We start from the raw sequence: 12,370 nt of genomic DNA on the forward strand, positions 1-12,370 counted from the left end.
ACAAGATGCGAGAACCGCGATATAGTATCCTTTCCGACATCAACGATGGAATCGACCGTGCCAAGCAAGGCAAGCTGGCTCTGTACTGGCAGCGGAACATTGAACACGAATACCGCTGCAAAAAAGTGACCCCGGCAGAGCAGCAAGCCTACACCGACTTGCAGGACATTCTTGCTGCCGTTCCGCAGTGGAGCGATGAGGAAGAACTGCGCTCCGGCATGGAGGGTATCGGTGGCCGCGTCTGGTTCTGTTACTTCTGGGAAGAACACGATTCGATGGTGCAGCTTACTGAAGATTGCAGCGGCAAGTTTACGGTTGCTTACGTTCTGGATTCGGATGTCACCCCAGAGGTGCGAAAGGCGGCTGCACAGCACGCACAACAGCAGCTTGCTGAATGTATGCAGGAGTGGGATGTTCCGCTTATGAAATCGGCTATTCCAGAAAAAGATAAATACGAATATTTAGATGAAGCGGCATCCCATCTGATGCAAGTCCTCAATGACCCGGAGCACATCACCGGGTAAAAAGCGTCCCGCAGGGATGCGCAGCCTGCATTGAAACAATGCAGAGCAAAGGGGTTTGGGGCACTCCCCAACAAGCATTTTGCAACGCAAAATAGGCAGATGTATATACGTCTGCACTGCTTGCTGGTACAGTGAGCTATACAGATGCCCAAACTTAAGCTACAATGAAGATGTGCTGAGAGAACGAAGCATTGCTTGAGCTGAACGCTCGTAATATCCTCGACCGCGTGGGCAGCGGTGATGCCTTCGCCAGCGGCCTCATCTACGCCATGCTGCACGACTACAAGGCCATGGATATGATCAACTTTGCCGTGGCCAGCAGCGCCATCAAGCACACCATCCACAGCGATGCCAACATCACCGACGATGTAAGCTCCATCCGCAACCTGATGAACATGAACTACGACATCAAGCGTTGTGTTTCGCTTCAGCGCTTCCGTCTGCCGGGAACCGACCGCTGTACGTTGGTTTCCGGCTTCTTTATACCGTCAGCGTCACAAATTGACACCAATTTGTCATTCTTCACGAAGCATGTGCTAAAATCTCTTGACAGTGCCTCGCAAAATATGTTATCTTTTGTAAACATCCTTGAAAAGATATGACCTTTTCTGGAGACCGAACACAAACCAATTTTTCTCTGGAGGAAAGACCCATGAAACAGGAGATCATCCGCAAACTGAGCGCTGCCGTGGCCATGAGCCTCGTTGTTGGCGTCTCTCTGGCCGCCTGCGGCGGCGGCAGCAGCTCCACCGCCGCTGGTGTGACTAAGACCGGCTCTGCCGAAGGCTTTGGCGGTGCTGTCACCGCCACCCTGACCGTGGATGCCAACGGCACCGTTACCGACTGCAAGCTGGAAGGCGCACAGGAGACCGAGAGCATCGGCGGCGCTGCACTGGAAGAGCTGTCCAAGCAGGTCGTGGCCGCCAACGGCCCCGCCATCGACGGCGTTGCCGGTGCCACGGTGACCACCAAGGCCGTCCGGAAGGCCGTTGCCGCCGCACTGGGTGTGGAGCTGGCCGAAGAAGCCCCCGCCGACTCTGCTGCCGCAGCCCCCGCTGAACCCGCCGCCATCGTCCCGGTGGAAGGCGGCATCCAGATCGGTCAGGCCTATACTGCCGCCCACGGCACCAAGTGCTTCACCGAAGCGGTGGCTGTGGTGAAGGATGACGTCATCCTCGCCGCCTACCTCGACGATTTTCAGTTCACCAGCACCGATGCAGGCGTGACCGCCGTGCCCAACTCCGACTCCGACTTTGCCGCAGGCTACGCCGAGGGCAAGGTGCTGATGTCCAAGCGGGCCAACGCCGATTATTACAGCAAGATGATGGCTGAAAAGGGCGGCTCCACGGTCGCTCTGGATGCAAACTTCGACGCCATCCAGAACTTTGCCGTCGGCAAGACCATCTCCGAGCTGGAGGATGTAGCCGCCAAGGGTGCCGAGGCTGTGGACGCCGTCTCCGGCGCAACGCTGGTGGATACCGCCGGTTATCTCTCTGCCATCGTGGATGCCGCCAAAAACGCCCAGACCACGCAGGCCGTGGAGTTCAACGGCAGCTCCGAGGACCTGAAGCTGAATGTGGTCTATGGGGCCGCACACGGCACCAAGTGCTTCACCTCCGGCGCTGTCGCCACCGCCGGGGACACCATCGTGCTGAGCTACATTGACGAGTTCCAGTTTGCCGGTTCGGACGCCGGGGTCGTCGGTGTGCCCAACTCCGATTCTGACTTCGGCGCAGGCTACGCCGAGGGCAAGGTGCTGATGTCCAAGCGGGTCAACGCCGATTACTACAGCAAGATGATGGCCGAAAAGGCTGGTTCCACCGTTTCGCTGGATGCCAACTACGACGCCATCCAGAACCACGTGAACGGCATGAGCATTGCCGACGCCGAGGCTCTGAGCAAAGATGAAAAGGCTGTGGACGCCGTTTCCGGTGCCACGCTGGTGGATACTGCCGGCTACGTTGGTGTGCTGGTGGATGCCGCAAAGTAAGGCAAGAAAAATAACGTTCCTCTGAACACAGCAGCGCCCGCCGGGAGACCTCCCGGCGGGCGCTGCTTATTTATTATACGCAGTTAGCATAATCTAATCGTCTGGTGGAAGAAAAGGCAGGCCACCTGTATGTAGTCTGCCTTTTGCCTGATGCGAAAGCCCGCAGACACGCGGGGCTTACAGCACCAGCGAGGGCGCGGTGTAGACCCGTGCCTTCAGCTCGCTGTTTAGCATATACAGTCCCTTGCTGTCACCGCCGAACAGATCCATCTTGGTAATGAGGTCAGCGGCGTTCTTCTCCTCCTCGCCCTGTTCCTTGATGAACCAGTCCAGCATCTGCATGGTGCGGAAGTCCCTGACCTCGTATGCGGCGGCGTAGATGGCATTGATGCTGGCGGTGATCAGCATCTCGTGTTCCAGTGCTTTTTTCAGCGGGGCCATGTGGTCGCCTCGTTCCCACTCCGGCTTTGCGACAGCCTCAAAGGTGACGTCCTCGCCGTTATTCTGCAAATACTGATAAAACAGCATGGCGTGATCCCGTTCCTCCTGCGCCTGTACCCGGTACCAGTTCTCAAAGCCGTCCAGTCCGACGGCGGCGTAGTAGTTGGCAAAGTCCAGATACAGATAGGCGGAGTAGAACTCCTTATTGATCTGCTCGTTGAGCAGAAGAGATACGTTAGTGTTCATGATACTTCTCCTCCATAAGATTGTCTTTTCCTGCTCCCGGAATGGGGGCAGATATACCGTACCCAGAGCGATGCTGGGATGCTCCCTTTTCATCTCCAGGAACACCTGCTCCGCCTTGGGATGCTGCTGCAGCTCCGTTGCGGCGGCCAATATCTCCTCTGCGTATTTTGGCATACCGCCAACTCTCCAAATGCAAGAATGAATCTTATTATTTTGCTTTTATTATACCTATATTTTTTTCTCTGTCAACAACCACAAAGGGCTTGTGCTCCAAAAGCTGCCTCGAAGCCGATTTTCTCAAATTATGTGACGCCGTCACAGTAAAACCGCTTGTCACGCGGTAATACTACGCATAAAAACACAGCCGCAGAGTACATCTGTGGCTGTGTTTTGCGTTCAGTTGCTCACTGTTGCGTGGACTGGATATGGAGAGACAACATATCTCCCGATCTTACATGGGTTATCTTATCTGCCATCACTTTGGCAGTTTGCCTTGCAGATATGTCGGCATCCCCACTGCGGTCGTATCCGGCCTGACCTTAAACATGGCTTTTTGAATCCACCTCCCTTATCGGTTTTCCGCGATATATTTCTCCGCCATGTGAACTGCCACCGCGCCGTCCGCCACGGCGGTGACCACCTGACGGAGGGGCTTCGTCCGCACGTCGCCCACGGCGTAAACGCCGGGAATGCTGGTTTCCGTGGTCTCTCCGGCCACGATATAGCCGCCGCCGTCCAGCTCCAGTTGACCCACCGCCAGCGCTGTGGCGGGCTGTCGGCCCACGCTGACAAATACGCCGTCGCAGTCCACCACGCTTTCCTCACCGGTGACGGTGTCCCGCAGGCGGACGCCGGTCAGCCTGTCCCCGGAAAGCAGCGCGGAAACGACACTGTTCCAACGGAATTCCACGTTTTCGGCCTGTGTCAGCGGCTCGTGATAGATCTTGGTGGCCCGCAGGGTGTCTCTGCGGTGGACGAGGATCACTTTTTTCGCCACGCGGCTGAGAAGGAGGGCATCTGCCGCGGCGGAATTGCCGCCGCCCACCACGACCACCGTTTTGCCCTTGTAAAACATCCCATCGCAGGCGGCGCAGTAAGCCACGCCTCGGCCCACCAGTTCCGACTCTCTGGCCACGCCCAGCGTTCTGGGGTTCGCACCGGTGGCCAGCACCACGGTTTTCCCCAGGAAAATCCCCTCGCTGGTCTCCACGAGCTTGGGAACCGCCGTCAGATCCATGCGGAGGACTTCTACGTATTCGCTGCGTGCCCCGAAGCGCTCCGCCTGCTTTTGCATCTTCTCCGCCAGAGAGAAGCCGTCGATCCCGTCCTCAAAGCCGGGATAGTTGTCGATCTGCTCGGTCAGGGCCATCTGCCCACCGGCGGACAGTTTTTCCAGCACGATGGTGTCCAGCCCCGCCCGTGCCGCGTACAGGGCGGCGGTGTAACCGCCCGGTCCGCCGCCCACCACGAGCATATCATAAACATGATTGTTGTTCATATCTGAACCCTCCGTTATTTCGCCAAGGCTTCCTGAATGAAACGGTCGATTTCTGCCTTTGAGCCGGGCGCGATGATGGAATCCACGGCCTTTCCGTTCCGGTACAGCACCAGAGTTGGGATGTCCTCGATCCCCTCGGCCCCCGCCAGCCGCGGCTCCTCGTCAATGTTAATCTTGCCGACGGCGAGGCTGTCCGCGTATTCCTCTCCGATCTTCTCATACGCGGGGCCGATCTTCCGGCAGTAGCTGCACCAGGGTGCCCAGAAATCCACCAAAACGGGCTTTTTCTCCCGGATCGCCTGCTCAAACTGCTCCTGATTCATGTTCATAGCTGCCATATCTGTCAGCTCCTTTCCTTTGTTTGGGTATTCTCAAGACTCCGGTCTCGCCCCACACCACATCGTGACCTCAACCTGAGATGACGGTACTCTGCCCTTGGGACATAAAGCAGATGAGTAAGACCATCATCTGTACGAAAATAGCTGCGGTTTGTTGCAGCTTATTCTGCGCAGAGCTCAGTCACCAGAGCGTCCATCTGCGCTTCGCTGGATTGGTTCAATGCACCACGCAGAGACACTACCGTTTCGTAAAGGTGGATATCCTTCATCTCCTCCAATTTGGTGCGCATCAGCCGCGCGGCAGCAGGTGCCCAAGAGCCGTCTTCAATAAGGCCAACCCGGCGGTTTCGGAATCCCTTTGTCCGTAAATGTTCCAAAAACTCCCTCATGGGCGGAAACAGTCCTCCGTCATAGGTGGCGCTGGCTAAAACCAACTTCCCGCAGTAGAACGCACTGGCAACAGCGTAGGAAAGATCTGTCACAGTGAGATCACATATGTTGACCTGTACGCCTTTTTTCTCTAATTTACCCTTGAGAGTCTTCGCCGCATGGGCAGTATTTCCATAGATGGATGCGTGGGCAATCAGTATGCTCTCCGATTCTTCTGGTTCCCATTGTGACCAGAGATCATAGAGCCGCAGACACTCCTCCAGCCCTTCTGTAAGCACGGGACCGTGGAGCGGGCAGATCGTTTTGATCTCCAGCGCGGAGATTTTTTTCAGCAGAGCCTGCACCTGTGCGCCATATTTCCCGATAATATTGTAATAATACCGTCGGGCCTGCGGCACCCAGGGGGCACGGGCAGTCCGTTCCAGTGAGCCAAAGCGTCCGAAGGCATCCGCCGAGAACAGGATTTTTTCCGTTTCCTCATACGCCGTCATCACCTCCGGCCAGTGTACCATCGGCGCCAGCAGAAAGCGCAGCCGGTGCAAACCCAAGGAAAGCGTATCTCTTTCGCCAACCTCCAGCATACGGTCTTCCGACAATGCACCTGTGCCGAAGAACTGCTTGATCAGGGTAAATGTTTTCGCGTTTCCCACGATCTTCATCTCCGAGTACTTTTGTGCCAGCCGCATGAGACTGCCGGAATGATCCGGCTCCATGTGTGTGACCACAAGATAGTCGGGCCTGCGCCCCTCCAACACCCGCGCCACATTGGAAAGCCATTCTTCCGTTGCCCGTGCGTCCACGCTGTCCATCACGGCGATCTTCTCATCCAGAATGACATAGGAGTTGTAGCTCACTCCCATAGGCTGGACGGGGTACTGGTTTTCAAAGAGTGCCAATGTGTTATCATCCACCCCTACATAGCGGATGGCATCTGTTACCGTTTGGATAGCCATATAAAAAACACCTCCTATTTTTCTTACTCAGACTCTGACTGATAGATTCTTCTTTTCTAATGAAACATACGCTCAACCGCGGATCGACGGTCGCGCATTTTACCGTTGCCTTGCTTCCCCCAGAGTCGTTACATGTGGTACACCGCAGCGGAGCGAAGTCCTTCCGGCAGGCCGTCGGGCGCAGCAGGTGAAAGTTCCCAGCGTACCTGCCCCGCCCACTGGGAGGCGACGGCGGAGAAGTGGAGCATGACAATACCGAGATCCAATGCGGCATCCAAATTATCGGTGTAGGCATCCTCCTGCTGCACCAAATAGATGCTGTGGTCCTGCACAAGGAAGCCATAGGGCTGACGGTTGAGATAGCTGGGGGAGAGCGAAGCGGCGTAGATGGACTGCCAGAGCATATCGTCGTAGAAGTCCATCATCTCGTCAAGCCCAGACTTGTTGCTCCAGCTCCCCATGTGAACCAAATCGTGCACGCCCTTTTTGGGCGCGTAGTACTGCTGCTCGGCCCGCACATCAATCTGAGACATACTTAGGATATTCAGCCGCAGCTTTTTTGCGGTCTTTTCCCCGTAGCCAAAGGCAACGATTGCCGCCACCTCTAACGGGGTGGCGAGAGACAGTGCCTTTTTGATTTTGTCGCTGTCGGTGAAGGTCATCCAGCAGGTGTCAATGTCCAACTCAGTCAGCTTGAGGACGAGATCTTCCATCATGTAGCCGGCGTTGATGGCCGCATAGGAATGCGGGGCAGACATAAGGAGCAGGTAGTGCGGTGCTCCGATGAGAAATTGATTATAGCCCGCTGAGCTCTCCAGCGCCGGCTGTGCATCCTTGTCCAAGACGATCAACTCCGTTGCAATCTCCGGGACAAGACGGGGGCAGGTCTTTTCATAGTAGGATCGGAGCTGGCCGATAGCCTCGCTCGGAACTTCCTTTTCGCGGAATGCGCGAACGGATCTGCGATTTTGAATCATAGCGCTGTAATTCATAGTAATATCTCCTATTCTGATGTCTTTGGTTTTCTTATAAATCGTCTATCAGTGCGGTGCTCTTGGCGTAGGCGGTACTGCGTGCCTCAAAGAAATCGGTCTTGACCATGTTGGCGTCGGCGTACTGGCTGACCCATTCCATGCTCTCCGGTTCGCTCTCAAAGCCTGGATACAATGCGGGATAGCCAAGGCTCGTCCAGCGGAGGTTGCCGAGATAGCGGATGTAATCGCTGATCATCTGCCGGTTCAGCCCCGGGATGTCGTCGCCGATTACATAATGCCCCCATGCGATCTCCTGCTCCACGCCCTCACGCATCATCTCGCGCAGCGCTTGTACGCTCTCGGCGGTGAACAACTCCGGCTGCTCCTTTTGCAGCTCCGTGATGATATTTCGGAACAGCCACAAGTGCGTGTTCTCATCGCGGTTTATGTAGCGAATCTCCTGCGCCGAGCCGGGCATCTTCCCGTTTCGGGAGAGATTGTAGAAGAACATAAAGCCGCTGTAAAAATAGATGCCCTCCAAAATATAGTTTGCCATCATCACGCGCAGCAGCGTAGGAGCGTCCTTCCGCTCCTGAAACGCGTTGTAGCAGTCCCCAATGAAGGTGTTGCGGCGCAGCAGATGCTCGTCCGTTTTCCATTGGTAGAGGATGTCATTGCGCTCCACGGGGGAACAGATGGTGTCGAGCATATAGCTGTAGCTCTGTGAGTGGACACACTCCTGAAACGCCTGAATGGACAGGCAGAGATTGACCTCGTTGGCGGTAATGTAGGCGCCGATATTAGGCAGGTTCGCTGTCTGAATGGAATCCAAAAAGACAAGAAAACTCAGAATTTTATCGTAGGCGCTGCGCTCGGCTGACAGCAGGCGGGGATAGTCCTTCACATCCTGCGAGAGATTGATCTCCTCAGGAATCCAAAAGTTGTTCATGGCCTGCCGGTACCAGTCGCTGACCCAAGCGTACTTCATATTGTTGAAGTCATTGAGGTTGGTGGTATTGCCGCCGATCATGCGCCGCAGGCGCACATCAGGGTCGCCCTCCGGGTTAAAGAGGGGCTTTTTCTTCAGTTCCGTCATGCTATCCTCCTTATGACGAGCAGCTTTCGCAGGCCTCGACCTCAAGGGCCTTGCTGCGGACATAGTAAATGGTCTTGACGCCGGCCCTCCACGCCTCCAAATACAGTCTGAGCACCTGACGCATGGAATAGTCGTTGGTGATATAGAGATTCATGCTCTGCGCCTGGTCAATATGTCTCTGGCGAAGGCCCGCGGCGCGTACCGACCAGCTTTGGTTGATCAGATGCGCCGCCTTATAGTACCACCATGTATCCATAGAAAGCTCCGGAGCAACGCGGGGCAGCATGCTGCCCTTTTTTTCCTCTAAAAAGAATTTCTTCATAATTGGATCTATGCCCGCCGACGTGCCGGAGAGGATAGATGTGCTGGAGGTCGGTGCGACCGCCAGCAGATAGGCGTTGCGCATTCCCTGCACCGCCACCGTTTTCGCAAGCGCCCGCCACTTTTCGGAGGTATAACCCCGCTTTTCAAAATACGCGCCCGTCTGCCAGTCGCTGCCCTCAAAGAGCGCGTAACGACCCTTTTCCCGTGCCAGTGCTGTGTCCGCCTTGACGGCGGCGTAGTTGATGAGCTCGAACACTGCGTCGGTGAAGGCAAGGTGCTCATCGCTCTCCCAGTGGATGCCGCGCTTTGCCAGCATGTGGTGGTAGCCGCTGACGCCCAGGCCGATGCTGCGGTACTTCTGATTGGTAAGCCGCGCGTATTCCAACGGGTAGAAGTTGAGGTCGATCACATTATCCAGTGCGCGGATGGCCGTTTCCACCGTGCGTTCCATATAGGCCTCGTCCTCCACCGGCAGATTACCGAGAGACAGACTCGCCAGGTTGCAGACCACAAACTCACCTGGGCGTGTGGCCGTCACCACTATTGTGTCGCCGTTCTCAGTGTGCACCTCAGTGCTGATGTGCTCGATGGGTGCCATGTTCTGCGCGATCTCCGTACAGAGATTGGAGCAATAGATCATTCCCGTGTGGCCGTTTGGGTTCATATGATTTACACTGTCTCGATTGAAAGCGAAGGGTGTGCCGGTCTCCACTGCCGAGCGAAGCACCAGCCGCACGATGTCCTTGACGGTGACGCTGCGCTTTTCGATGCGCGGGTCATTGACGCAGTCCAGATACCGCTTCTCCCATTCTGTACCCCAGTAATCCTCCAGTGCGTAGCCCTTGACCGTGAGGATTTCATGCGGACACATGAGATGCCACGGCGCGTCTATGTTCTCCTCCGCCAGTCGCCAGAAGAGATCCGGATAGCACACGGCGGGAAACACATCATGTGCCTTCATGCGGTCGTCGCCGTTGTTGGTGCGTAGTTGAAGGAATTCCGGCAGATCCCGGTGCCATGCGTCTAAGTAAACCGCCACAGCGCCCTGCCGCATCCCCAACTGATCCACCGCCACGGCGGTGTCATTGACCAGCCGAATCCAGCGGATAACACCGCCCGCCGCCCCTTGAAAGCCGCGGATGGTGCTGCCTGCAGCGCGCACCTTACCGAAGTACATCCCCATTCCACCGCCGAATTTAGAGACCTTTGCGAAGTTGTCCAGCGAGCGGTAGATGCCGTCCAGACTGTCCGGCACAGTGTCCACAAAGCAGCTTGAAAGCTGATGGTAGGGCTTTCGTGCGTTGGACATGGTAGGTGTCGCCATCGTGACCTCCATACGGCTGAGCATATCGTAAAAGCGTTTTACCCACCCCATGCGGTCAGAGCCTTCGTTCATAGCAAGATGCAGCGCGATACCCAAAAACATCTCCTGCGGTGTTTCCAGCGGCACGCGGCTGCATGACTGGATCACATAGCGTTTGAGCAGCAGGTCAAGGCCGGAGTAGGTGAATAGCTCGTCCCGTTCCGGGCAGAGAAAGTCCTCCGCCATGGCAATCTCCTCGTGGGTATAGTGGGCAAGGATATAGTCACCGTAGAGTCCCTTATCCGTCAGATAGCGAAGCCTGCCATAGAGGTCGCCGACGCCGCGCCCCTCCCATTCCTGTGCGTTGCGACAGCGAAAGGAGTGGTTCAGAAGCCGCGCCGCGATGAACTCCCACTTGGGTGCCTCTGCCGTAGTCAGCTCTACCGCCGCCTTGGTCAGTGCCTCAGCCCGCTCATCCTCCGTCATGCCCAGACGACAGAAACTCTCAAACTTCATTTGAAGCGCCGCGAGGGAGTAGACTTCCTCGGTAAAATCCGTCTGGATGCGGCGCAGCACCTCGTCAAGCGAGTCATCCCCCACCGTCCGCGCGATGATATGCCGGACACGGCGCAGCGCAGACCGCTTTTCGCGGTAGAGGATGTACGCCTTGGCCACCTCATAGTGTCCGCGCTCCATGAGCGTTCGCTCCACCTCGTCCTGCACACGTTCTACGGTGAGCGGCACTGTGACGGAGAGATTGTTGAGAACGGTGGCGAGGATCTCATCCATCTCTCTGCTCCCGATCTCCTTGCCCTGTCCGTCAAACGCCTTTTTCATGGCGTTGAAAATTTTCTCCTGTTGAAAGGGAACAGACTCCCCGTTTCGTTTTCTGATCTCCATTTCGATCCTCTCATCTTCTCCGGTCACTTCTCATGTCCTTTTGGGCAAAGAGCGGGCAAGCGCAGTATCACGCTTGCCCGCTCTGTTTTTGAAAGCCGGTTTTTCTGCTGCCGACGCGGCGGGGCTGTTTGTTGTCTGTTGTCTTGGTTTTGGCTTTCCTGCCAGTTACTTCATAGATTCCAGAATGGCGTCCGCCAGTGCTTCCAGCTCAGTGCGCTTGTCCGTGCCCATGGACGAGGCGAGGCTGAGCCGCTCGTTGAGCACCGTCATGTTCTTAAGCTCATTGTTGACGAATTTCTGCATGAGGTCACCGGACTTCACCGCCCATGAGCCGTTTTCAATGATGGCAAAGGTGCGGTTTTGCAGATTCAGTGCCTTCATATCCATGAGGAAGTCATGCATGGCAGGGTAGATGCCGAGGTTGTAGGTCACAGAGGCCAGGACAATGTGACTGTACTTAAACGCCTCGGAGATCAGCTGGGAGACATGAGTGGAGGACACATCGTACATCGCCACCTTGCTCATGCCCTTATCGCAGAGCGACGTCGCCAGCGCCTGCGCCGCGTTCTCCGTGTTGCCGTACATAGAGGCGTAGACGATGAGCACGCCCTGGGTCTCAGGGGCATAGCGGCTCCATGTGTCGTACTTTTCGATGAACCAGCCCAGATCCTTGCGCCACACGGGGCCGTGGAGCGGGCAGATGTACTTGATCTGATCCAAAACGCCGCCGGCCTTTTTCAGCAGGAGCTGGATGTGGGGGCCGTACTTGCCCACGATGTTGGTGAGGTAACGGCGGGCGTCGTCCAGCCAGTCCCGCTCGAAGTCCACCTCGTCGGCGAACAGCTTGCCGTCCAGCGCGCCGAAGGTGCCGAAGGCGTCGGCGGAAAAAAGGACGCCGTCGGTGACGTCGAGGGTCACCATGGCCTCCGGCCAGTGAACCATAGGCGCGCCCACAAAGGTGACGGTGTGCTTGCCGAAGGAGAAGGTGTCGCCCTCCTTCACCTCGATGCACTCATGTCCGTCCACATGGAAGCCGAACTGCCGCATGAGCATGAATGCCTTCTCGTTGGAGATCAGTTTCACCTTGGGATGGCGTAGCAGGATCTCCTCGATGCAGGCAGCGTGATCCGGCTCCAGATGGTTGACCAGCAGGTAGTCCAGCTCGCGGCCATCCAGCACATACGCCAGATTTTCCAAAAGCTGGCGGCAGGCAGACCAGTCCACCGTGTCAAAGAGCACCGTCTTTTCATCCAGCAGGCAGTAGGCGTTGTAGCTTACGCCCCGGGGAATGGGAAAGCAGTTTTCAAACAGGGCCAGGCGATGGTCGTTGGCGCCCACCCAGTAGAGGTCGTTCGTTACTTTACGCACGCAATACATCTTATCTTGCCTCCTT

At 56.4% G+C, this 12,370-nt stretch carries 10 protein-coding genes and 1 pseudogene; 3 read left to right on the plus strand and 8 right to left on the minus strand.

The window, feature by feature from the left end; all coding sequences use genetic code 11:
* The first annotated feature begins 5 nt into the window (after positions 1-5).
* The 3 genes and pseudogenes from P0G09_RS07520 to P0G09_RS07530 all read left to right on the plus strand — a co-directional run bounded on the left by P0G09_RS07520 (position 6) and on the right by P0G09_RS07530 (position 2,514).
* Positions 6-524 carry a hypothetical protein gene (locus tag P0G09_RS07520; protein ID WP_117950579.1) on the plus strand — a complete coding sequence of 173 codons (519 nt, stop codon included), beginning with the start codon at positions 6-8 and terminating at the stop codon, positions 522-524.
* A 212-nt stretch (positions 525-736) separates the two neighbouring features.
* Positions 737-940 (plus strand): annotated as a pseudogene (locus P0G09_RS07525) (PfkB family carbohydrate kinase); the annotation flags it as partial.
* A gap of 236 nt (positions 941-1,176) precedes the next feature.
* Positions 1,177-2,514 carry an FMN-binding protein gene (locus P0G09_RS07530; RefSeq protein ID WP_275252343.1) on the plus strand — a complete coding sequence of 446 codons (1,338 nt, stop codon included), beginning with the start codon at positions 1,177-1,179 and terminating at the stop codon, positions 2,512-2,514.
* A 177-nt stretch (positions 2,515-2,691) separates the two neighbouring features.
* Here the strand turns inward: P0G09_RS07530 and P0G09_RS07535 are convergent, their stop codons facing one another.
* From P0G09_RS07535 to P0G09_RS07570, 8 genes are all read right to left on the minus strand, one after another.
* Positions 2,692-3,204 carry a ferritin gene (locus P0G09_RS07535; protein WP_044959909.1) on the minus strand — a complete coding sequence of 171 codons (513 nt, stop codon included), beginning with the start codon at positions 3,202-3,204 and terminating at the stop codon, positions 2,692-2,694.
* 565 nt (positions 3,205-3,769) lie between these two features.
* Positions 3,770-4,699: a thioredoxin-disulfide reductase gene (trxB, locus tag P0G09_RS07540; RefSeq protein ID WP_275252344.1), complete on the minus strand. Its 930-nt coding sequence runs from the start codon at positions 4,697-4,699 to the stop codon at positions 3,770-3,772.
* A 14-nt stretch (positions 4,700-4,713) separates the two neighbouring features.
* A complete protein-coding gene (trxA, locus tag P0G09_RS07545; protein WP_156069474.1) occupies positions 4,714-5,037 on the minus strand; it encodes a thioredoxin in 324 nt (107 codons plus the stop codon).
* 161 nt (positions 5,038-5,198) lie between these two features.
* Positions 5,199-6,380, minus strand: coding sequence for an MBL fold metallo-hydrolase (locus tag P0G09_RS07550; protein ID WP_275252345.1), 1,182 nt, complete (start codon positions 6,378-6,380; stop codon positions 5,199-5,201).
* 128 nt (positions 6,381-6,508) lie between these two features.
* Positions 6,509-7,372 carry a nitroreductase family protein gene (locus P0G09_RS07555; protein ID WP_117528185.1) on the minus strand — a complete coding sequence of 288 codons (864 nt, stop codon included), beginning with the start codon at positions 7,370-7,372 and terminating at the stop codon, positions 6,509-6,511.
* Positions 7,373-7,406: 34 nt separating this feature from the next.
* Positions 7,407-8,450 (minus strand): ribonucleotide-diphosphate reductase subunit beta, encoded by a 1,044-nt coding sequence (locus P0G09_RS07560; RefSeq protein ID WP_117530191.1) that lies wholly within the window; start codon positions 8,448-8,450, stop codon positions 7,407-7,409.
* A 10-nt stretch (positions 8,451-8,460) separates the two neighbouring features.
* The gene (locus P0G09_RS07565) at positions 8,461-10,977 is read right to left on the minus strand and encodes a ribonucleoside-diphosphate reductase subunit alpha (RefSeq protein ID WP_275252346.1); all 2,517 of its coding nucleotides are present in this window, start codon (positions 10,975-10,977) and stop codon (positions 8,461-8,463) included.
* A 165-nt stretch (positions 10,978-11,142) separates the two neighbouring features.
* On the minus strand, positions 11,143-12,354 hold the full coding sequence (locus P0G09_RS07570) for an FprA family A-type flavoprotein (RefSeq protein WP_005946385.1): 1,212 nt from the start codon (positions 12,352-12,354) through the stop codon (positions 11,143-11,145).
* Positions 12,355-12,370 lie beyond the last annotated feature (16 nt).

The sequence above is a fragment of the Faecalibacterium sp. DFI.5.82 genome, from assembly GCF_029076575.1.
GTDB classification, from domain to species: Bacteria; Bacillota; Clostridia; order Oscillospirales; family Ruminococcaceae; genus Faecalibacterium; species Faecalibacterium duncaniae.

What these genes read in the sequence shown, in the direction of transcription:
- P0G09_RS07520 (WP_117950579.1), top strand. Translation starts at nt 6, where the DNA reads ATGCGAGAACCGCGATATAGTATCCTTTCCGACATCAACGATGGAATC.
- P0G09_RS07530 (WP_275252343.1), top strand. Translation starts at nt 1,177, where the DNA reads ATGAAACAGGAGATCATCCGCAAACTGAGCGCTGCCGTGGCCATGAGC.
- trxB (WP_275252344.1), bottom strand. Translation starts at nt 4,699, where the DNA reads ATGAACAACAATCATGTTTATGATATGCTCGTGGTGGGCGGCGGACCG.
- trxA (WP_156069474.1), bottom strand. Translation starts at nt 5,037, where the DNA reads ATGGCAGCTATGAACATGAATCAGGAGCAGTTTGAGCAGGCGATCCGG.
- P0G09_RS07550 (WP_275252345.1), bottom strand. Translation starts at nt 6,380, where the DNA reads ATGGCTATCCAAACGGTAACAGATGCCATCCGCTATGTAGGGGTGGAT.
- P0G09_RS07555 (WP_117528185.1), bottom strand. Translation starts at nt 7,372, where the DNA reads ATGAATTACAGCGCTATGATTCAAAATCGCAGATCCGTTCGCGCATTC.
- P0G09_RS07560 (WP_117530191.1), bottom strand. Translation starts at nt 8,450, where the DNA reads ATGACGGAACTGAAGAAAAAGCCCCTCTTTAACCCGGAGGGCGACCCT.
- P0G09_RS07565 (WP_275252346.1), bottom strand. Translation starts at nt 10,977, where the DNA reads ATGGAGATCAGAAAACGAAACGGGGAGTCTGTTCCCTTTCAACAGGAG.
- P0G09_RS07570 (WP_005946385.1), bottom strand. Translation starts at nt 12,354, where the DNA reads ATGTATTGCGTGCGTAAAGTAACGAACGACCTCTACTGGGTGGGCGCC.